The organism is Peribacillus sp. NPDC096448 (assembly GCF_044762675.1).
Taxonomy (GTDB): domain Bacteria; phylum Bacillota; class Bacilli; order Bacillales; family DSM-1321; genus Peribacillus; species Peribacillus frigoritolerans_B.
This window is the reverse complement of record NZ_JBIWEU010000001.1, coordinates 218,210-239,439: the sequence shown is the minus strand read 5'-3', so window position 1 is coordinate 239,439 and position 21,230 is coordinate 218,210. Positions and strand designations below refer to the sequence as shown.

Annotated in this window: 19 protein-coding genes and 1 pseudogene; 3 read left to right on the top strand and 17 right to left on the bottom strand. The window is 44.1% G+C overall.

The window, feature by feature from the left end:
* Window positions 1-126 precede the first annotated feature (126 nt).
* The gene (locus tag ACIQ0C_RS01160; RefSeq protein WP_403056128.1) at window positions 127-1,896 is read left to right on the top strand and encodes an N-acetylmuramoyl-L-alanine amidase family protein; all 1,770 of its coding nucleotides are present in this window, start codon (window positions 127-129) and stop codon (window positions 1,894-1,896) included.
* Window positions 1,897-1,960: 64 nt separating this feature from the next.
* Here ACIQ0C_RS01160 and dtd read toward each other — a convergent pair whose 3' ends face one another.
* The 6 genes from dtd to ACIQ0C_RS01130 form a co-directional block, all read right to left on the bottom strand.
* Entirely contained in the window at window positions 1,961-2,404 is a 444-nt protein-coding gene (gene dtd, locus ACIQ0C_RS01155) for a D-aminoacyl-tRNA deacylase (protein ID WP_403056125.1), read from the bottom strand.
* Window positions 2,405-2,419: 15 nt separating this feature from the next.
* Window positions 2,420-4,618: a RelA/SpoT family protein gene (locus ACIQ0C_RS01150; protein ID WP_402835190.1), complete on the bottom strand. Its 2,199-nt coding sequence runs from the start codon at window positions 4,616-4,618 to the stop codon at window positions 2,420-2,422.
* A 318-nt stretch (window positions 4,619-4,936) separates the two neighbouring features.
* Window positions 4,937-5,449 carry an adenine phosphoribosyltransferase gene (locus ACIQ0C_RS01145; RefSeq protein WP_034308789.1) on the bottom strand — a complete coding sequence of 171 codons (513 nt, stop codon included), beginning with the start codon at window positions 5,447-5,449 and terminating at the stop codon, window positions 4,937-4,939.
* Complete coding sequence (gene recJ, locus ACIQ0C_RS01140) at window positions 5,440-7,815, bottom strand: single-stranded-DNA-specific exonuclease RecJ (protein WP_403056122.1); 2,376 nt, start codon at window positions 7,813-7,815, stop codon at window positions 5,440-5,442. Before recJ ends, ACIQ0C_RS01145 begins: the two co-directional genes overlap by 10 nt.
* A 148-nt stretch (window positions 7,816-7,963) precedes the next feature.
* Window positions 7,964-10,225: a protein translocase subunit SecDF gene (gene secDF / locus ACIQ0C_RS01135; RefSeq protein ID WP_403056119.1), complete on the bottom strand. Its 2,262-nt coding sequence runs from the start codon at window positions 10,223-10,225 to the stop codon at window positions 7,964-7,966.
* Window positions 10,226-10,422: 197 nt separating this feature from the next.
* Window positions 10,423-10,728 carry a post-transcriptional regulator gene (locus ACIQ0C_RS01130; protein WP_034308797.1) on the bottom strand — a complete coding sequence of 102 codons (306 nt, stop codon included), beginning with the start codon at window positions 10,726-10,728 and terminating at the stop codon, window positions 10,423-10,425.
* 170 nt (window positions 10,729-10,898) lie between these two features.
* On the opposite strand from ACIQ0C_RS01130, the gene spoVB reads away from it, so the two are divergent.
* Window positions 10,899-12,461 carry a stage V sporulation protein B gene (spoVB, locus tag ACIQ0C_RS01125; protein ID WP_403056116.1) on the top strand — a complete coding sequence of 521 codons (1,563 nt, stop codon included), beginning with the start codon at window positions 10,899-10,901 and terminating at the stop codon, window positions 12,459-12,461.
* Window positions 12,462-12,489: 28 nt separating this feature from the next.
* Here the strand turns inward: spoVB and ACIQ0C_RS01120 are convergent, their stop codons facing one another.
* Window positions 12,490-13,170 carry a DUF421 domain-containing protein gene (locus ACIQ0C_RS01120; protein WP_483878357.1) on the bottom strand — a complete coding sequence of 227 codons (681 nt, stop codon included), beginning with the start codon at window positions 13,168-13,170 and terminating at the stop codon, window positions 12,490-12,492.
* A 162-nt stretch (window positions 13,171-13,332) separates the two neighbouring features.
* Here ACIQ0C_RS01120 and ACIQ0C_RS01115 point away from each other — a divergent pair, with 162 nt between their 5' ends.
* The gene (locus ACIQ0C_RS01115) at window positions 13,333-13,704 is read left to right on the top strand and encodes a TIGR04086 family membrane protein (protein WP_096337820.1); all 372 of its coding nucleotides are present in this window, start codon (window positions 13,333-13,335) and stop codon (window positions 13,702-13,704) included.
* A 45-nt stretch (window positions 13,705-13,749) separates the two neighbouring features.
* Here the strand turns inward: ACIQ0C_RS01115 and yajC are convergent, their stop codons facing one another.
* The 10 genes and pseudogenes from yajC to ACIQ0C_RS01065 form a co-directional block, all read right to left on the bottom strand.
* Window positions 13,750-14,034: a preprotein translocase subunit YajC gene (yajC, locus tag ACIQ0C_RS01110; RefSeq protein WP_402835195.1), complete on the bottom strand. Its 285-nt coding sequence runs from the start codon at window positions 14,032-14,034 to the stop codon at window positions 13,750-13,752.
* Window positions 14,035-14,077: 43 nt separating this feature from the next.
* Window positions 14,078-15,217, bottom strand: coding sequence for a tRNA guanosine(34) transglycosylase Tgt (gene tgt, locus ACIQ0C_RS01105; RefSeq protein WP_403056110.1), 1,140 nt, complete (start codon window positions 15,215-15,217; stop codon window positions 14,078-14,080).
* A 36-nt stretch (window positions 15,218-15,253) separates the two neighbouring features.
* A complete protein-coding gene (queA, locus tag ACIQ0C_RS01100) occupies window positions 15,254-16,282 on the bottom strand; it encodes a tRNA preQ1(34) S-adenosylmethionine ribosyltransferase-isomerase QueA (protein WP_402835196.1) in 1,029 nt (342 codons plus the stop codon).
* 38 nt (window positions 16,283-16,320) lie between these two features.
* Complete coding sequence (locus tag ACIQ0C_RS01095; RefSeq protein WP_034308809.1) at window positions 16,321-16,527, bottom strand: DUF2905 domain-containing protein; 207 nt, start codon at window positions 16,525-16,527, stop codon at window positions 16,321-16,323.
* On the bottom strand, window positions 16,524-17,522 hold the full coding sequence (gene ruvB, locus ACIQ0C_RS01090) for a Holliday junction branch migration DNA helicase RuvB (RefSeq protein ID WP_403056106.1): 999 nt from the start codon (window positions 17,520-17,522) through the stop codon (window positions 16,524-16,526). Before ruvB ends, ACIQ0C_RS01095 begins: the two co-directional genes overlap by 4 nt.
* An 11-nt stretch (window positions 17,523-17,533) precedes the next feature.
* Window positions 17,534-18,148 (bottom strand): Holliday junction branch migration protein RuvA, encoded by a 615-nt coding sequence (ruvA, locus tag ACIQ0C_RS01085; RefSeq protein ID WP_402835197.1) that lies wholly within the window; start codon window positions 18,146-18,148, stop codon window positions 17,534-17,536.
* 344 nt (window positions 18,149-18,492) lie between these two features.
* On the bottom strand, window positions 18,493-19,002 hold the full coding sequence (locus tag ACIQ0C_RS01080; RefSeq protein ID WP_402835198.1) for a BofC C-terminal domain-containing protein: 510 nt from the start codon (window positions 19,000-19,002) through the stop codon (window positions 18,493-18,495).
* A 100-nt stretch (window positions 19,003-19,102) separates the two neighbouring features.
* The gene (locus tag ACIQ0C_RS01075) at window positions 19,103-19,702 is read right to left on the bottom strand and encodes a YhcN/YlaJ family sporulation lipoprotein (protein ID WP_403056103.1); all 600 of its coding nucleotides are present in this window, start codon (window positions 19,700-19,702) and stop codon (window positions 19,103-19,105) included.
* Between the two features lie 102 nt (window positions 19,703-19,804).
* Window positions 19,805-20,752 carry a phosphotransferase gene (locus tag ACIQ0C_RS01070; protein ID WP_403056100.1) on the bottom strand — a complete coding sequence of 316 codons (948 nt, stop codon included), beginning with the start codon at window positions 20,750-20,752 and terminating at the stop codon, window positions 19,805-19,807.
* Window positions 20,742-21,230 (bottom strand): annotated as a pseudogene (locus tag ACIQ0C_RS01065) (translation initiation factor IF-2); the annotation flags it as partial. The gene ACIQ0C_RS01070 and the pseudogene ACIQ0C_RS01065, both read right to left, overlap by 11 nt.

Genomic DNA, 21,230 nt, shown 5'->3' with positions numbered 1-21,230 from the left:
GTTTCCCTCCTACAGTTATATAAGCTCTATTCTTTCCTAAAAAAAATGTTTTTTGCACAGGGAAAGAGGGAAATTTTCATGGAACGAGAATACATACATATAGACATTAAAAGGGAGAGACAACTTATGAAGAAGAAATCGGGTTTATTCGGCCTGACACTGATGCTGATATTCTCAGCGATTTTCCCCGTACATCACGCTTTTGGAAAAGATGGAGGGAAAAAAATCGTGACGAACCAAGTGGTCAATGTCCGTGAAGGTGCAGGTCTCAGTTTCCCTATCGTAAAAAAACTGGAAAAAGGGGAATCGTATCCCATTCTGAATGAAGATGGCGACTGGATCGAAATCAGGATCGGCACCGGCAAAACAGGATGGGTTGCCAATTGGTTAGTGGAGAGACAAACGGGGTCTGATACCAATCAGGTCAAAAAGGAATCCGGACAAGGAATGATATCAGGCAGCTCCGTCCGCGTCCGTACAGGTCCCGGCACCACTTTTCAAACGGTTGGGTCCTTGAGTAAAGGAACTTTTGTTGACATCATTGAAAAGAATGAGAATTGGATAAAGGTCAAAACGGGGGATATCGAAGGCTGGGTATCATCGGACTACTTGGAGCTTCCTGCCGCATCAGGAAATGCAGCGAAGAAAGATTCAACTAAAGAAAAAGAAACGAATCAATCCGTAAAAACCGGGGTAACTTTGGTGGACCGGCTCAATGTCCGTTCGGAACCATCGACAAGCAGTGCCTCGCTCGGAAAGCTGAATAAAAATACGTCAGTGACCGTTTACCGGGTTGAAAATGATTGGGCTGAAATTGATTTCCAAGGAGTCCGCGGTTGGGTGGCTGAACCTTACATACAAGTAAGCGAAGATAATGTTGATATGAAAAATGATACGGCAGGCGCCACTGCCAGGGTGACCGCCACGGGTTTAAATGTCAGGAAAGAAGCCTCGCTCTCAAGCAAGGTCATCGGTTCGGTGAACAAGGATGAGACTTACGCCGTGCTGCAAACAAAGGGAAATATGACACAGATCCGGCTCACTGGTTCAAAAAAGGGCTGGGTCGTGAGTTGGTACCTGGAAAAAGAGAATGTTGAGCAAACTGCGAAGGAAAAAAAGGTTGATGTAAAAGGAAATAAGATTACCATCATTCATGATGGCACGATACTTAGAAGTGAGCCTGATGGCAACTCGAAGATTGTAGAGCAGGCCAATGCAGGTGAAACGTTCTCCGCATCAGGTATGGAAGGCGACTGGTATTCCATTAAACTAAAGGGCGGAAAAACAGCTTATGTGGCCGGATGGATCGTGACGATCGAAGGGAATTCCGAGCAGATCCAACGACCTGGCGTTGAGAAATACCTAAAGGATAAAATCATCGTGATCGATCCCGGTCATGGCGGCAGGGATAGCGGTACAATCGGGGTCGGCGGGACACTTGAGAAAAACCTGACGATTCGAACGGCAGAATTGCTGCGTGACAAACTTCAGGCTGCAGGAGCTAAAGTGATCCTGACCAGGAGCGGAAATACCTATGTTCCACTCCCTTCCCGGGTCAGCACTTCTCATATACATAACGCGGATGCTTTCATCAGCCTCCATTATGATAGCACCAAGGACCAGATCACCAGCGGGATAACCACGTACTACTATCATGACTACCAGCGTGCGTTGGCGGCTACACTGGCCAATTCACTCGGTTCCACCATGCAGGTGCCCAACCGCGGATCACGATACGGGAATTTTCATGTTACCCGTGAAAATAAACGGGTAGCTACACTCATTGAACTAGGTTATTTAAGTAATCCAGTGGAAGAATTGACATTAACATCGAATGAGTATCAAGAAAAAATCACATCGGCCATTTATAATGGCTTGGCGCGGTATTTTAAATAAGAACTAGTAAAGCCAGCTTCGAATCGAAGCTGGCTTTTCTACAAAAAAAACCTGCCGCAGCAGGTCATTTTTTGCTTTCAAGTATTAATGTGACGGGGCCGTCATTAGTAAGCTGAACATCCATCATGGCACCAAATTCACCTGTTTCCGTATGGACGCCTTTTTTACGCAGTTCCTCGTTGAATGCTTCATATATTTCATTCGCTTCTTCAGGACGGGCGGCGTCCATGAAGTTCGGTCGACGGCCTTTACGGCAATCGCCGTATAAGGTGAATTGTGAAACTGATAAAATCGAACCTCCCACATCCAATAGTGAGTGGTTCATCTTTTCATTTTCATCTTCAAATATTCTGAGATTGACAATCTTATCGGCCAAATACGCGGCATCATCGATGGTATCTCCATGGGTGACACCAACCAACAAGACTAGACCGCTGTCGATTTGACCGATTATTTGGTCTGCGACGATTACTTTTGCCGCTTTGGAACGTTGTAAAACAACAAGCATGGCAATAAAAACTCCTTAGTTCATGATCCTTCTAACGGAATAAACATCTGAAATTTGTTTAATACGGTCGACAACCTTTTGCAAATGGGCAATGTTATGAATATAAATCGACATGTGAATGGTCGCCACTTTATTTCTGTCGGATTTACCTGAGACCGCTGAAATGTTGGTCTTGGTTTCATTTACGGCTTGAAGAACTTCATTCAATAAGCCCCGACGGTCATAGCCGCTGATTTCAATTTCAACGATGTATTCCTTGCGTTCGTTAATCGTACTTTCCCATTCAACCGGTACAAGGCGATGATCGGCATCCCCGCTATCCAGGTTCGGGCAATCCTGTCTATGAACTGAAACTCCCCGACCTTTGGTAATATAACCAACGATTTCGTCCCCTGGTACTGGGTTGCAACAGCGTGATAAACGGATAAGCAGGTTATCAATACCCGGTACCTGGACACCTGAGTCACGTTTTTTCGATGTATTGGAGAAGGTTTTCAGATCGGCCACCGCTTCAGAAATATCCGCTTCTTGCTCGACCATTTTCTGCTTACGCCATTTTTCGGTGAGGCGGTTTGCTACCTGTAGGGCCGTTATTCCGTTATATCCGACCGCTGCATACATATCTTCTTCATTCAGGAAGTTGAACTTATCTGCAACACGCCTGATATTCTCGGCAGTCAGGATTTCCTTCAGGTCGAACTCCATATCCTTGATTTCCTTTTCAACAAGCTCTTTGCCTTTTTCGATATTTTCTTCCCGGCGCTGCTTCTTGAAAAATTGGCGGATCTTATTTTTCGCTTGAGATGTTTGCGTTAGTTTAAGCCAATCCTGACTCGGACCATATGAATGCTTCGATGTTAAGATTTCTATGATGTCGCCAGTTTTCAGTTTATAATCCAGCGGTACCATTTTCCCGTTCACTTTGGCACCAATCGTTTTGTTTCCGATTTCCGAGTGAATCCGGTAAGCGAAATCAATCGGGTTGGATCCTGATGGCAGTTCGATGACATCGCCTTTTGGCGTGAAAATGAATACCATATCAGAAAAAAGGTCTATTTTAAGGGATTCCATGAATTCCTCGGCATTAGTCGCATCATCCTGGAATTCAAGAATTTCCCGGAACCATGTCAATTTTTCTTCCAGTGAAGGCTGTTCGCCGACATCTTTTCCCTCTTTATAAGCCCAGTGCGCGGCAACCCCGAACTCGGCAATGCGATGCATATCCGAGGTGCGGATCTGCACTTCCAGCGGATCGCCTTTCGGTCCGATCACCGTCGTATGAAGCGATTGATACATATTCGGCTTCGGCATCGCGATATAGTCTTTGAATCGGCCAGGCATCGGCTTCCAGCATGTATGGATGATCCCCAAAACGGCATAGCAATCTTTTATGCTATTGACGACGATCCGAACTGCAAGCAAATCATAAATTTCGCTGAACTGCTTATTCTGCAATGCCATTTTGCGATAAATGCTGTATATATGTTTCGGTCTGCCGGAAAGGTCAGCCTTAATGTTGACTTCCTCAACGTTTTTACGCACTTCATCAATGACTTCTTCCAGATACTTTTCACGTTCTGCACGCTTTTTCTTCATCAAGTTGACGATTCGGTAATACTGCTGAGGATTCAAATACCTTAGTGCAGTATCTTCAAGTTCCCATTTAATCGTGCTGATACCAAGACGATGGGCAAGCGGTGCGAAGATTTCCAACGTCTCGTTCGATATCCTTCGCTGCTTTTCCTGCGGCAAATGCTTCAATGTCCGCATATTATGCAGTCTGTCCGCAAGCTTGATCAAGATGACCCGTATATCCTGGGCCATCGCCACGAACATTTTCCGGTGGTTTTCCGCCTGTTGCTCCTGCTGTGATTTGTACTTGATTTTCCCTAACTTAGTCACGCCATCCACAAGCATGGCGACTTCAGGACTGAAATTTTCTTCAATATCCTTCAAAGTGATCTCCGTGTCTTCAACAACATCATGTAAAAAACCTGCCGCAATGGTTGCAGGGTCCATTTCAAGCTCAGCCAGAATGCCCGCCACTTGAATCGGATGAATAATATACGGCTCCCCCGATTTACGGAATTGTTCTCGGTGAGCATACTCTGCATACTTAAACGCTCTATGGATAAATTCAGCTTCTTCCGGCTGAAGATATAAGCTGGCCCGTTCTACAACCTGCTCGGCAGTCAATATTTGATCATTAGCCATTTAATCACCTTAACCCCACTTTAACTGCCACCGGATATGATCCGGATTGAGTATGATTGGTAGCACTTCCCTTTATTCTGCAAAACGTGACAATTTTTGCGAAAAAAAATAAATCCGCTTAAACGGATAAAAGTGCAAATAAACTTATTAGCAGAAAAACTCTTTATTATTACTATTATCGAAAAAAAAGGCAAGGATGTAAAGAGTTAAACGTGTATTTTATTAAGAATAGTGCATTTTTTCACTGGAAATTCGACAAAATCCAGCTAAAATGAGGAAAACAGAAAGAGAGCACCCTAATCAGAGTGCTCTCCTTTATTAAAAGCTCATTAAAGTCAAGACATCATAGCCATCTAATTTATCTTTTCCATCCAAGTCGGTCAATTCAATAAGGAAGGCAATCCCGGCTACAATTCCGCCAAGCTGTTCAACCAGTTTGATCGTCGCTTCGATTGTTCCCCCGGTAGCAAGCAAATCATCCGTAATCAGGACACGCTGTCCCGGTTTAATGGCATCTTTATGGATTGTCAATACATCCTTGCCGTATTCTAATCCATATTCGACTTTTATCGTTTCACGTGGAAGTTTTCCTTCTTTTCTCACTGGCGCAAAGCCCACTTCCAATGAGTATGCGACTGGACATCCGATAATGAATCCGCGTGCTTCCGGCCCGACCACCAAGTCGATATTTTTATCGCGAGCATACTCGACGATTTGGTCTGTTGCGTATTTATAAGCTGCGCCGTTATCCATTAATGTTGTAATATCTTTGAAGACGATACCCGGTTTTGGCCAGTCTTGCACAATTGTTACATATTGCTTTAAATCCATTGCTTTGTTTCCTCCTCAAGGTCTGTTGCCTCATGACCTAAATAATGATTGAACCAATCGAATAATTGCTGATAGGAAGAATATACAAGCTCTTGTTCAAGCTCAAATTGCTCTTTCTTTCTTGTATACGATTCAGATTCACTGAGATCGCGTTTTTTCGCATTGGTTGTGAGCATAATTAACCCATTCTCTATTGTAACAAAATCAAGCTCAAAAAACACCTTCGAAATGAAATCCACTGTATCTCTAGACCAGCCCCGATATTTGGCTAGGTCATCACCATATCTTTTCACGTCTAGCGGACCCTTTTTGGCAAGGAAGGCATAAAACCATTTAAAATGATCCCTTGTCGGCATCGTACTTAAGAAATGGTCCTGTTCATGTGAAAGGTGAGCGTAGATACGAGAAGGGTTCTTATTGGCAATCGCCCGTTTCAAATATTCCCTGGACGGCGGCATGTCCATGAATACCAAATGACCTTCGAAGCAGTCGAGCTGCTCAGCATCCAGTTCATTCTTGATAGTAACGAGATCTGGATGGTTTTGCAAAAATGGATATCTGCCATAAATATCTTCCGAGAAAATGACGATCTTCCGGTTTTGTACAGGAATGTCAGCAAGCCACTTCTCAGCCTGTCCCTTTCCGCGGTAATCGAATAACTGCCAATGGTTCACAGAGACATCCTGGACAAAGATCTGGGGCTTTTTCACATTATTCCACTCATTGATGGAGAGCTCTCCAATAACCGAAACTTCAGCGTGCGGAGCTATTTCATCGACAAAATGACCGAGACCGAAGCCAACACCGTCAAGTTTGTGTTTTCCATCATCCTCCAGCTGAACCTTCAAGTGATTTTGGTTGGCACCAATTTTGCGGACACTTGAAAGCTGTACGGAATCTATCAAAATCTTCGGCTTAGGATTCGTAACCCCAAATGGTGCCAGCAAGCTCATTTCCTGAATCGTTTGAATGGAAACTTCAGCTAAAGTCGTAGCCCCGTCCAAGTTTGTAATCGGTGTGAAGTCCTCTTCGTTCAGTTGTTCCTTCGCAATCAAGTTCATGCGGTCCCTAAGCTCCTGAACATCTTCAATTTTCAATGTCATTCCAGCAGCCATCGGATGTCCACCGAAATGAGGCAGCATTTCACGGCATTCGGAAAGACTTTGAAAAAGATCAAAACCAACGATGCTCCGAGCAGAACCTTTAGCTAATCCCTTTTCCCGGTCATAGCTCAATACGATCGTGGGCCGGTAAAAGCGTTCAACAAGTTTAGAGGCCACAATCCCCACAACTCCGGCGTTCCAGCCTTCCCTGCCGATGATGAGCACGCCATTGGACTCCGGCGGGAAGTTTTCCTCTACTTCAGCAATCGCTTCCTCCGCCATTGCTGCAACCATTTCCTGCCGCTCTTTATTGATCTCATTGATTTCATTGGCAAGTTCCATTGCTTCTTCCAGACTTTCGGACATCAATAAATCAACAGCGGGATCGGCATCTCCAAGCCGCCCGACAGCATTAATCCTCGGTGCCATTGCAAAGCCGATCGATTCCTCATTCAATGCTTCCTGCTGGACATTCGCCACTTTCATTAACGCAACAAGTCCCGGGCGGCGAGTCAATCTTAACTGCTCGATGCCTTTCGCGGCAATGACTCGGTTTTCCCCTTGTAAAGGCACTAAATCCGCTATCGTGCCGATTGCCGCTATTTCAAGCAAATCCTCAGGCAATTCCCCAAGCAAGGCGTGTGCCAGCTTAAATGCGACCCCTACTCCGGCAAGGTCTTTAAATGGATAGGAACTGTCCTCAAGTTTAGGATGGATGATCGCCAATGCCTCAGGAAGTTGCGGCCCCGGTTCATGGTGGTCGGTCAAAATATAATCCATACCCAGCTCTGCGGCAAGTTTCGCTTCATCGACTGCGGATATTCCGGTATCGACGGTTATTAATACCTTCACACCTTGCTCAGCTGCAAGGCGGAATGCCATCGGATTCGGACCATATCCTTCTGTAAACCGATTCGGGATATAAAAATCAACATCGGCCCCCAATCTCGTCAACGCCGTCATCATCACTGTGGTTGATGTCACGCCATCCGCATCATAATCACCGAATATACGTATTTTTTCTCCATTTTGAATGGCTTCTCTTATTCTATATACTGCTTTATCCATATCCTTCAATAAAAATGGATCATGAAAAGTTTGATTTTTTACAAATAAAAACGATCGGGCGTTTTCAATCGTATCCAGGCCTCGATTCACAAGCAGGGCTGCAACCAAAGGTGTGATATGAAGCTCTTCAGCTAGTACAGCAACTTTGTTTTCATCGGCAGTTCGCAAGTTCCACCGGGTTTTTGGCTTTAACATTTATTCACCCCTCAACCTACTCATTATACAAAACGGATATACCAGTTTCAATTTTATTTTAAACTCATAATTGGCTGTAATTCCCTATACAATAAGCTTGGTTCAACAAAAAAAGAAGGCTGGCATCATGCCAGCCCCCTCTCACCTATTAAACTTGTCCTTCAAGACTTTGTTTCTTTTCTTTTGCGGTATTCAGCGGACCTTTCTTCTTCAATTCCCTGATTTTCAAATCAAGCCAGAATTGGGAAGCGATCAATAGCGATGAATACACGCCGCATATTAAACCGATAAACAGGGCAATGGAGAAGTTGCGTATAGCTTCACTGCCGAAGATCATCAACCCGATGACCGTAATGAGAACGGTCAGAACCGTGTTAATGGATCTCGTCAAAGTTTGCCTGATACTGATGTTCACAATGTTCTCAAGTTCTTCGACGGTTTTGATTTTACGGCTGAAGCGCAGGTTTTCACGAATACGGTCAAAGGTTACGATCGTATCATTGATCGAATAACCGACGATCGTCAGAACCGCAGCAATGAAGGTGATATCCACTTCGAGCCGAGATACACTAAATATCGTGATGATGAAGAATGCGTCATGTATAAGTGCGACGACGGCCGGTACAGCCATCCGCCATTCGAATCGTATCGATACATACAAAATGATTCCGATTGATGCAATCGCTAACGCAATCATGGCATTTTTCGCAAGTTCTTTCCCTACTGTCGGCGAAACGGTGCTGACATTCGGTTCTGCCCCATAATCTTCCTTGAAATGGTCCTTCAATTCAGCGATTTCCTGTTTATCAAGGACACCGACTGTCCGAACGACAGCGTTTTTATTGTCTTTTCCAGCGAGCCTGACATCCTTGATATCCTTCTCATCAATACCGACCTTGCCCATTTCGGTTTTAACTTGCTGAGTCGTCAAGACGTCTTTGGAGGCAATCTCGATTCGGGTACCGCTCGTGAAATCAATCCCAAGATTCAATCTGAAGACGAGCAGGAAAATGATCCCGATAATGGTGACACCGATTGAAATGCCATAAAAAACTTTCCGATGTTTGACGAAATCGATTTTATCAAAGCGTGTTGGCAATGACATTAAATCCATTTTCTCGGATAAATCGTGAATGTATTTCTTCTTCACTCCAAACCATGATGTACGTTTGTCCAAGAACCCGCTATTCACCCACAGGCTCATGAAGAGGCGTGTGCCATAGACGGCTGTAATGAAACTCATTAAAATCGAAATGATCAAAGTGGTAGCAAACCCTTTAACCGAGCTTGTTCCATAATAGAACAGAACGGCAGCAGCAAGTAAGGTCGTTAAGTTCGCATCCGTGATCGTAGCAAGTGAGTTTTTCGTACCTTCTTTATAAGCCGCTTTAACGGATCTGCCAAGTTTCAATTCATCCCTGATTCGTTCATACGTTATGATATTGGCATCGACAGCCATCCCGACCCCGAGTACCAGTGCCGCAATACCAGGCAGCGTAAGGACTGCATTCATCCAATCAAACACTAATAGCGTCAAGAAAATGTAGATGCTTAAAGTGACGACTGCAATGAATCCCGGGAAGCGGTAATACACAAGCATGAAGATAAAAACAAGTGCAATTCCGATGATTCCTGCAAAAATAGTATCATTCAGTGCACCTGCACCAAATTGGGCACCTACAGAAGTGGAGTACTTTTCTTTTAAATCTACAGGCAGGGCACCAGCATCCAGAAGATCTGCCAGCTCTTTTGCTTCTTCCACCGTAAATTGACCGGTGATATACACCTTCTTCGTATTGAAAACTTCACTGACAGCTGGAGCTGAAATCATATTGTCCTGAGAAGCTGTATCTTTAATGGAATCTTTTCCTTCCTCGAAATCCAACCAGATTGCAAGGACATTAGTCGGACTTTCCATCGAGGATATTTTTTGAGTGATTTCTTTAAACTTTTTCTCATCTTTCAGCGTGACTTCGACAACCGGTTGATTATCTTGGAACGTTTGTTTCGCGCCGCCTTCTTTCAGGTCGGCACCGGTCATCATTTCCTTATCGTTGTAGTCACGGAAGGATAATTTAGCTTGTGTCGAAAGGATTTCCCGAGCGTTGTTTTGGTCTTTGACTCCGGCCAATTGAACGCGAATCCGGTCTTTCCCTTCAATTTGAATGTTAGGTTCATTAACGCCCAAAACATCGACACGCTTCAAAAGTGAGCTTACTGTAGCCTTCAAAACATCGGGGGTGATCTTTTCCCCATTCAGCGGTTTTACTTCATATAACACTTCAAAACCGCCTTGAAGATCAAGACCCAGCTTGATATCCTTTAGGATTCCTTTTGAAGTCGTCCCCATCGCTGCGAAAATCAAAAGTGCGATTAGAAAAAACGCAACGATCCTGCTTCTTTTTACCATTATGTAGTAGGCCCCTTTCTATAATACGCCTGTTCCTGAAGTTAAAAAAACTTTCATTTTTTGTTTATATGATAACTGCATACCCTTTGCTTCTTGAGAAAAAAGACACAGCTTCCCATGCTTTTTCCAAAAAAAAGCATAACCATATCTATTATGAGTCATATACAAACAGCTGTCAATTTAAGTATATCTTTGCGTTATTCCTTCAAAAGCTCCTTCAGTTCCTCTTCGGAAAGCGGCTCGAATAGGTTCGGTGATTTATAAGCTTCGACCATTTGGAAGGTCATGAACTGATTGCTCGAAAATGTCACGATATCTGCGACAAGTTCATGAAGGTGAATGTTTTCCTGCGGGCGCTTCCATTTATTTTTGGTTAAGGTTCCCCATATGTCTTCCTCTGTTACGGCATTCAATCCGACCATTTGGAATTCCTCACGCTTGCTCTTCAAAAAAGGACGCACCTTAAGATAATACCTTTGATAGGGATGATTCTTTTTTGCCATCACTTTGCCTCCAGTAAAATGATTCTCATATGAATGCGCATTTTCTTAGAAGGGTTTCTTATCATTTGTTAGAACGCAAACAAACACTTTTGTCATGCTTTGTCCAAGTACAAGCATATAGATAATTGTATAGCATAACCGCTTTTTTGAGAAGGCAGGGAGGGAGTTCAATGTCCAAATTTTTAAAAGGGACGCTGATTTTATTAATCGCAAGCCTGATTACAAGGGTTCTTGGTTTCATTAACCGTATTGTCATCGCCCGCTTCATCGGCGAAGAAGGCGTTGGTTTATATATGATGGCTTTACCGACACTCTTTCTCGTCGTGAACATAACCCAGTTAGGCCTGCCAATCGCCATTTCGAAATACGTGGCCGAGGCCAATGCCAGAGGTGATGAACGAAAAATCAAGAAAATCCTTGTCGTCTCTTTGGCCTGCACCTTTACTTTATCGATGGTTTTCACTCCCGCGATGCTGCTTTTCGCGCCGGTACTATCAGAATACCTATTCACTGACGAACGGACGATATGGCCGCTCATGGCGATTGCCCCAATCGTACCGATCATTGCCATTTCATCCGTACTGCGCGGTTATTTCCAAGGCAAGCAAAATATGAAGCCCTTCGCTTTCTCACAAGTTATCGAACAGGTGGCCCGAATCACTTTCATAGCCGTCCTGACCAAGGCCTTTTTGCCATATGGAATCGAATATGCGGCAGCCGGGGCAATGTTTGCATCGATTATCGGTGAGCTTGTATCTCTCATCTACTTATTGACCAGCTTTAAAATAAAGAAACATTTCAAGTTCAGAAAGGGTTTCTTCAAGAATGTCAAATCCGGAAAAGGAACGTTCACCGAATTGATGGGGATCGCCCTTCCTACCACCGGAAGCAGGATGATCGGATCGGTATCGTGGTTTTTCGAACCAATAGTGGTCGCCCAGAGTTTGGCACTTGCCGGAGTCACCGCGGCCGCAGCCACAAGTCAATACGGGGAGTTAACAGGGTACGCTCTGCCTTTACTCATGCTTCCTTCCTTCGTTACATCATCATTGGCGACGGCACTTGTCCCGGCAGTGAGCGAAGCCCGTACGACCGGAAACTTTTTACTCGTTGAACACAGGCTTCAACAAGCCCTGAAAATCACCTTTATCACAGGCTGTTTAGCTATCGTCATTCTGTTCATCTTTGCCGAACCGATATTACAAGTCATGTATGGGTCTTCGCATGCTGCTGTTTTCATTAAATTCCTGGCACCTTTTTTCATCCTATATTACTTTCAATATCCGCTGCAATCCATGCTGCAAGCACTGGATCTTGCAAAGGCCGCAATGTTCAACAGCCTGGCTGGGAACATCCTTAAAATCGGTGTGATCTGGCTGCTGGCTTCAAAGGAAAGTTTCGGGATCATGGGAGCCGCAATCGGGATAGCTGTCGGTACGATGCTCGTTACTTTCCTGCATTTCTCAACCGTGCTGAAGGTCGTCCCTTTCACGCTTCATTTCCGCAGCTATATTTCAGCTTTGGTCCTTGCTTTAATTTCAGGATGGGGCGGTTATTATCTTTATCAATTCCCGCTCTCCTCACAGCCTATCGGTACACGGCTTTTGCTTTCCGTAACCGTCGTTATCCTGCTGTTCACATTTTTCCTGCTCATGACCGGCAGCATAAAAAAGGCCGATCTGATCAGGATTCCTGTAGTTGGCGACTTTTTGTCAAAATTGGCTTGGAAATAAAATGAACCGAAGCACTCAAAGGCTTCGGTCATTTCTTCATTTCATTTTTATCAATGTAAAATTGTCCATCTATGTACCCGCAAATCGAAATCTCTTTAACCTTCGTTTCTCCATGTTCTTTTAACTGATTCAGAAGCCAAAAATGGTTTTTCCCAATTTTATCAAGATTTTTTTCCTGTATCTCTCCGTCGACAATCAGCGGGAATGGTACCTGACTTTCCGACCCTTCTTCGTCGCTTTTTTTAATCACCGAGAGCCTTCCTGAAGTTTCAAGGATGGCAAATTGCACTTCGTTTATATCAATAATTCCTTGTTCACGAAGTTGGGTCAATAAGTCATCAAAATTATATCGTTGTCTGCGCATCGCTTTTTCATCTATTTTCCCTTGATTAATGATGATCTGCGGCTTACCGTCCATGAAATAGCGAAATTTAACACTTTTCAATGAGGCAAATGCCAATGTAATTTGGAGGATCGCGAGGACAAACATTGGGATAGTCTGTCGGATAAACGGTTTTTCCAAATCTTCAAAGGATAGCACAGCAATGTCCCCTATCATGATGGATACCACTAAATCGAGAACACTCAGTTCCCCAACTTCCCGCTTACCCATCATTCGAAAAAGGAACCAGATGACCAGATAGATTACCGTCGTTCGAAAAATAATCCCTAGATAGATATCCACTTCAACAACACTTCCTTCATCCATAGCATGGCTTGGGAACTGAAAAATTACTCCATAATCTTTTCTAATTTTACGGGAAGCTGCTGGTCTAAAGGTTCGATATCGGGAATATGCTTGTACAAACACATAAACAGGCTATACGTACCAGCCTTTTAAAAAGGAGGAATACCCATCGAAACTAAAAAAATGAGTGTCGCCGTAATTTATGGCGTAGGCTCCATCTTTGCCATAGCGATGATTGCTAGTTTAATCGTTTCCATCCTTCTTCGTTTTACTTCACTGACGGAATCATCCCTGACATACGTGGTCATGATCGTATCCTTTTTATCGCTGTTCATTGGTGGATTCATTTCAGGAGGCAAAGGGAAGAAGCAAGGACTATTCTTGGGCGGAAGCACTGGGCTGCTTTATCTGTTGGTCGTGTTCCTTTTTCAATATTTAGGTCACGATGCCCTTTTCACCATCAAGCAATGGATATACTATGGCTGTTTTGTGATTACGGCCATGATGGGCGGCGTTCTTGGGGTCAACATGAGTTCCGACTCACGCTCCGATTAAAAAAGACAGCAAAAAACCGGGCACATGGCCCGGTTTTCGTTTGTTTTATAGGGATGTTTCTTTATTCGGTGCGCTTTCCGTAATTTCACGGATTGCCGCACGGTCAAAAGTCAGTTTTGTACCGTCTGGTGATTTAATGACGATTTGCTGTTCATCGATTGCATCGATTGTTCCGTGCATGCCGCCGATAGTAGCAACTTTATCACCTTTTTTCAAACTGCTTTGCATGTTTTGCGTAGCCTTTTGGCGTTTTTGCTGCGGGCGGATCAATAAGAAATAGAACAATACGAACATTAAAATCAACGGAAGTATTTGTGTTAAATTACCCATTTAAGTATATTCACTCCTTTCGTTCATTAAAATATTTATGGAATTAGAAGTTTCTCGCATTTGGTTCATTGAAACCATACTGCTCAAAAAACTCTTCCCTAAAGTCTCCAAGGCGATCTTCTCGAATAGCTTGTCTGACCTGTTCCATCAAGTTTAACAGAAAATGAAGATTATGGTAAGTCGTAAGACGAATCCCAAAGGTTTCTTCACATTTAATTAAATGGCGGATATATGCCCGGCTATAATTCTTGCAAACATGGCAATCGCAATTTTCATCGATAGGACCGAAATCGCGTGCATACTTCGCATTTTTCACAACCAGCCGCCCCTTGCTCGTCATGAGCGTACCATTACGCGCGATTCGCGTCGGCAGAACACAGTCAAACATATCAACACCGCGGAGTGCACCATCGATCAATGAGTCCGGTGAACCGACACCCATAAGATAACGTGGTTTGTCAGATGGCAGCAGCGGAGTTGTAAACTCAAGGACGCGGTTCATGATATCCTTCGGTTCCCCTACGGATAGTCCTCCAATAGCATAACCCGGAAAGTCAAGGGAGACAAGGTCTTTTGCACTTTGTTTGCGAAGATTTTCAAACTCCCCGCCTTGAACGATACCGAACAGCCCTTGGTCATTTGGACGCTCATGTGCATTCAAACAGCGTTCCGCCCAGCGTGATGTCCGTTCAACCGACTTCTTCATATACTCTTCTGTAGCCGGAAATGGCGGACATTCATCAAATGCCATCATGATATCGGAGCCAAGCGCATTTTGTATTTCCATCGCTTTTTCCGGAGATAAAAATAATTTATCGCCATTCAGATGGTTCCTGAAATGCACACCCTCTTCTTCAATTTTGCGGAACTCGCTTAAACTGAAGACTTGAAAGCCGCCTGAGTCGGTCAAAATCGCCCGATCCCAATTCATGAACTTATGCAATCCGCCAGCTTCCTTGATGATTTCATGCCCCGGACGCAGCCATAGGTGGTACGTATTGCTCAGGATGATGCCTGCCCCCATCTGTTTCAAATCTTCCGGTGACATCGTTTTGACAGTAGCCATCGTTCCAACCGGCATAAATGCCGGCGTTTCAAAAGAACCATGCGGCGTATGGACCCGGCCTAGCCGTGCCCCTGTCTGTTTACATGTTTTGATTAACTCATATCGTATTGCAGTCAACGCAATAACTCCCTTCAAGAGCTTCTCACTCTTATATTACTTAATTAACATTGCATCTCCAAAACTAAAGAACCTGTATTTTTCTTCCACAGCCGTTTCATAGGCATGAAGGACATTCTCCCTGCCTGCAAGTGCTGAAATAAGCATGATTAACGTCGATTTGGGCAAATGGAAGTTCGTTATCATCGCATCGATCCCTTTGAACTCATAACCAGGATAAATGAAGATGCTCGTCCAGCCATTCTCTTCCTTGAAAACCCCATCATTGCGGGACGCAATCGTTTCCAATGTCCTTGTGGACGTAGTGCCTACCGTAATGATTTTCCCGCCTTTTTCCTTCACGTCATTCAGTAATCTTGCTGTGCCTTCCGTCATTTGATAAAATTCCGAATGCATTTCGTGGCTGTCAATATCGTCGACACTTACCGGGCGGAATGTACCAAGCCCAACATGCAGCGTTATGAAGGCGATGTGGACACCCATCCCTTTAAGTTTCTCAAGCAAATCCTCCGTAAAATGCAGTCCAGCGGTAGGTGCCGCTGCAGATCCCCGTTCCCGCGCATATACGGTTTGATAGCGGTCCTGGTCGTCGAGTTGTTCCTTGATGTATGGAGGTAACGGCATTTCGCCAAGCTGCTCCAGTATTTCATAAAATATGCCTTCATATTTAAATTCAAGGATTCGGCCGCCATGCTCGAGTACACCTGTACAGACGGCACTTAGCTTACCATCGCCGAAAACGATCGTCGAGCCTTCTTTAATCCGTTTGGCCGGCTTCACAAGCGTTTCCCATACATCATCATGATCTTGCTTAAGCAGCAATACTTCGATTTTTGCACCCGTCCCTTCTTTACTGCCGTATAGTCGGGCCGGAAGCACTTTTGTATCATTCAACACCAGGCAATCTCCCGGTTTGATATATTCCGTGATATGGCTGAATACATCATGCTGGAGCTTACCGGTTTCTTTGTCCAGTACCATCAATCTACTTGCTTCCCTATCCTCCAAAGGAACTTGGGCAATCAGTTCCTCCGGTAAATGAAAATCAAACATATCCAATTTCATCTGTTCCACTTCCTTACGTGTCTATCAAGCTGTAATCATTATTTAAAACGGCCGATCAAATAAAAAATCGCGGACAACACAACACTGACGATGATTGATGTAACGATAGGAAAGTAAAACGTCGTATTCCCCTTTTTCAGAAAAATATCCCCCGGCAGCCTGCCAAGATGGATATATTTCATCGCAAAACCAATCACGAATATAATCACACCCAGAATCATGACCATCTTTGGAATATTCATCATTCAGGCATCTCCATGCCGAAATGTTCATAAACAAGCTGTGTTGCCATCCGGCCTCTTGGGGTACGCTGAAGAAAACCGACTTGCAAGAGATATGGTTCATACACATCTTCGATCGTATGTGCCTCTTCGCCAATCGTTGCAGCAATCGTTTCCAGACCCACGGGCCCGCCACGGAATTTTTCAATGATCCCTTTAAGTAATTTATGGTCAATATGATCGAGTCCTAAACGGTCGACCTGCATTAATTCAAGTGCATAATCGGAAAGCTCGGCCGTTATCGTCCCATCACCGCGTACCTGGGCGAAATCCCTGACCCTCCGTAAAAGCCGATTGGCAATTCTCGGGGTTCCCCTTGACCTTCTTGCAAGTTCTGCCGCTGCTTGATCATCCATTTCCGTATCCATGATTCTTGCTGTACGGATGATGATATCAGTCAAATGGTTTTCCGTATAATATTCAAGACGGCTCAAAACGCCAAATCGGTCCCTGAGCGGTGCAGACAGTGAGCCTGCCCGTGTCGTGGCCCCTACGAGTGTGAACGGCGGCAAGTCGATCCTGATCGAACGGGCTTCCGGTCCCTTACCGACTACAATATCCAGACAGAAGTCCTCCATAGCCGGATATAGCACTTCTTCAACGACACGGGGAAGACGGTGAATCTCATCAATGAACAATACATCACCTGGTTCAAGTGCACTCAGAATGGCCGCCAGATCTCCCGGCCGTTCAATGGCGGGACCGGAAGTCGTGCGGATATTCACACCCATTTCATTGGCGATGATGACGGCAAGCGTCGTCTTTCCAAGTCCAGGCGGTCCATATAGAAGTACATGGTCGAGCGTTTCTTCACGCATCCTTGCAGCCTCGATATATACACTCAAATTCGCTTTCACTTTATCCTGTCCGATATATTGCTTTAAGTTTTGCGGCCGCAGGCTTTGTTCAAAGGACAGTTCGTTCAAATCGGCTTCCTGATTGAATATTCTCTCCTCCATTGCGCCACTCCTTATCTTAACATCATTTGCAATGCTTTCTTAATATATTGCTCGGTCGTCATATCTTCAGCTTGCAATTTCTTGGCTACCTTTTGGACTTCCTTTTCAGAATAACCAAGAGCCTTCAATGCAAGAACGGCTTCATCCAATTCCTCCGTATAACCATTTGAACTGATTGCAGCCGTGACGCCTTCGTTAAACAAGTTGGGAAACGCATCCGGAATAATGTTCTCAAGTTTCCCTTTTAAATCGAGAATCATCTGCCGTGCCGTTTTCTTTCCGACTCCCGGGAATTTCACCAAAAACGATTCATCTTCATTTTCGATCGCCTGCACCACCTGATCAACCTGGCCTGAAGCCAATATCGCTAGAGCACCTTTCGGCCCGATTCCGGTTACATTCAATAATTTTGTGAATAACGCCTTTTCTTGACGAGTCTGGAATCCGTATAACGCCACCATATCCTCACGAACATAATGATATAAGAAAACTTGGATTTCTCTCTGGTATTGAGCGGAAAAAATAAAAGGATTCGGCGTCATCACTTGATATCCGATCCCCCCATTTTCCACAACTATGTATTCAGGCCCAATATAATCGACCTTGCCTTTTATATAATCATACAAATTAATTCTCTCCCTGATTTTGCTGTACCTCTCATTTTATCATAAAAAAGGGGTGTTGTTCATTAAAAGTTATTTCATACTCGGCAAAGACTTTTCACAAGGAATTCCGGGTTTTACTATCATCCTTAAAAACAAAGGTGATTGGAACGGGGTGCAAGGTTCCTGCGGGATATACGCGTCAAAGGGAGACATTACAGGCGCAAAAGCGCCGAGGGCGGACCGCCCGCTGAAAGCCAGTGCCTTCAGTGGAAGTCAACGGTCAAATGGGAATACTAAAAAAACTGTAGACAAACTCCATCATTATCGAGTTAGTCTACAGCCTGGAGGATGGGAGATCATCCCCCCTAGTTTACCGAATATGGCTCATATTCTTTAATGAGCTGTTTATATTGGTCTTTATTCATGATCGGAATCCCTTTTTGCAGTTCCTCCTGCTTGTATGCTTCAAGTTTACCAACGTCTATTTGGTAGAATGTATGAATGATCTTGGCGTGCTCAGGCCTTCCGATAAAAATGGATAATGTACCATCTTCCCTCATCCCAAGGTAACCATTCGCTTTTAAAAGCGGAGATATGTCATTCTCAATTTTCTTCATGACAATCTGCTCTTCATTTTGATCGACTACTTTCCATCCTTCATATTTTGCCCAAAAGTCTTCCATCGACCAAATCGTTTCTGTCAATTTCTCTTCACTTAACTCGCCATCCAGATACATACGCTGAAGAATGACCTTCCTTTCAATTGGATCATTTTCCTTTTGAACGGTTTCTTCGGCAAAAACGGTTAAGCAAAATGGCAATATGAAGAGTGTCATGAAAAATTGGATTCTAAGTTGATTAAACAATATACTCACCTCTTAAGGCGTTTACTTTTTATGTAGTTTGACCCAAATAAGGATTATTAACCAGAAAAAAATCAAAAAGAGCTGACTCCACATCGGGTCAGCCCACAAATTATTTTAAGTGATTTTCGTGAATGTTAAGGTTATCGAACAGGTCATTGGCATCCAAAATGATCATTTCCCTCGTATCGCCATCCCGAAGATTGTTATCAAGAGTCATCGTCCTGAAATAGACACCTTCATCGGTGGTTACATATAGGGTACGGCCATTGGTAAGCGGTCCGATTTCCTTCTTGATTCTTTCTTTAACATCTTTTGCTTGGCTGTAGTCATCAAGCAGCAAGGCTACCAGCATTTCATCTTTCATGATGATTGTCCTGGCATCGATAACCGGCTCCACTTTATTAGCGACACCATTTACTTTGTCGGCTAAAGAGCCTTCATAAGAATTATAATAAGATGATTTTGCCTTAAGCGGCTTACTTTCATGTCCATGGTAGTTACGGTCACTCTTACTGTACGCATCATCTTTATTGTATAAACCTTGCACCATATTCTCATAATTGATGTTCCGTACCAATGCATCTTTTTCATGGTAACCTGTATCATTCGTGATATTTTCATTTTCCGCTGTATCATTATTAGCACATCCAACCAAACTGACGGCGGCCAATACCGTACATAGCGGCTGGGCCCATTTTATTTTCTGCACCAATAACCCTCCCATTGCAATAGAATGAGCTATATTCCGCTCATAATTAGCATGGGTGTCGAACGGGAAATGTACTCTGTAAGATACGGCCAAATACCCGTTTTAATTCCTATTAAGGGAAGAAATCCTTTTCGCCAATTTTTCATTCATCTCCATCCGCTCCGAAAAACCTTCCACGGACATTTTCCAGACCGAATGAAGCTGGGAAGAACTTTTATTAAGACGATTCCATTCACGGAAAATATCGGTAGGATAAGTTAAAGCATATAAAAAGGCCAGGTCTGACTGATACCTTTGCAATTGCGGCACTTCCCACAGCTCGTTGGCCGCATCTTCCAAATGCTGCGAAATTCGATTTGCATACTGTAAATAATCAATGCACCTCGGGGCATTTGCCATTAAGTCAAAATCGATTAAAGTCAAAGTGCCGTCCGCTCTACGCAAGAAATTATGGTGGGCACAATCACCATGAATGATGACTTTCTTTTCCTTATCCCATAAAGACTGATTTTTATCAAACCCCTCTAGCGACCATTCCCCCCATCTAATCCATTCCTTGATAATATCTTCGGAAACATATTGGCGAACATAAGAAAAATTCTTTTTAAAGAGTGATAAGCGTTCTTTCCACTTTTTAGATTGATTGAATACAGGCGCGTTAATGGAGAGATTTTCCGACACATCATGGAAGCTTTCCAGTAACTGAACGCCTTCTAAGCGGTCCTTATGATTGGAAAATCTGAATTTTTTCTTACTCGGCGGAAAATAGTCCATACTGCCATACCATTTCCCTTTAAATTGAAAGGGCATTAAATTCTGATGAATATAATACGTTTGATGAAATCCCTTTTGTTTTAACAAAGAAGTCAATTCTCTTTGGCGATCCCATTTTTCAAAACTGTCGAATCCTTTAAGAATCATTGAATGACCCTTTTCAAAAGTTATTAAATAGACACTGCTTTGAATATGGCGGACATTCTTTGGCTTACGATTTAAATAAGAGAGGAGACGAGTGTTAAAAACACTGTCTCCTTGATGATTAATAGTCATCGCTTTCATCTACATATGTCGGGATCCCAAATGTTTCAGGCGCACGAACGCCCCCGAATTGGCCTGGCTGGCCTCCCATTTGTCCAGGTAACATTGCTTCAGGTTGCCCCCCAAGCTGACCGCGCATCATGTCTGGCTGACCACCAAATTGTCCCGGCATCACCCCTGGCTGGCCTCCGTTTTGACTGCCCATCATCCACGGCTGACCTCCATTTTGACCGCCCATCATACTTGGCTGGCCACCGTTTTGGCCGCCCATCATCCACGGCTGACCTCCATTTTGACCGCCCATCATCATACCTGGCTGACCTCCGTTTTGGCCGCCCATCATCATACCTGGCTGACCTCCGTTTTGGACGCCCATCATCATACCTGGCTGACCTCCGTTTTGGACGCCCATCATCATACCTGGCTGGCCTCCGTTTTGGCCGCCCATCATCATACCTGGCTGGCCTCCGTTTTGGCCGCCCATCATCCA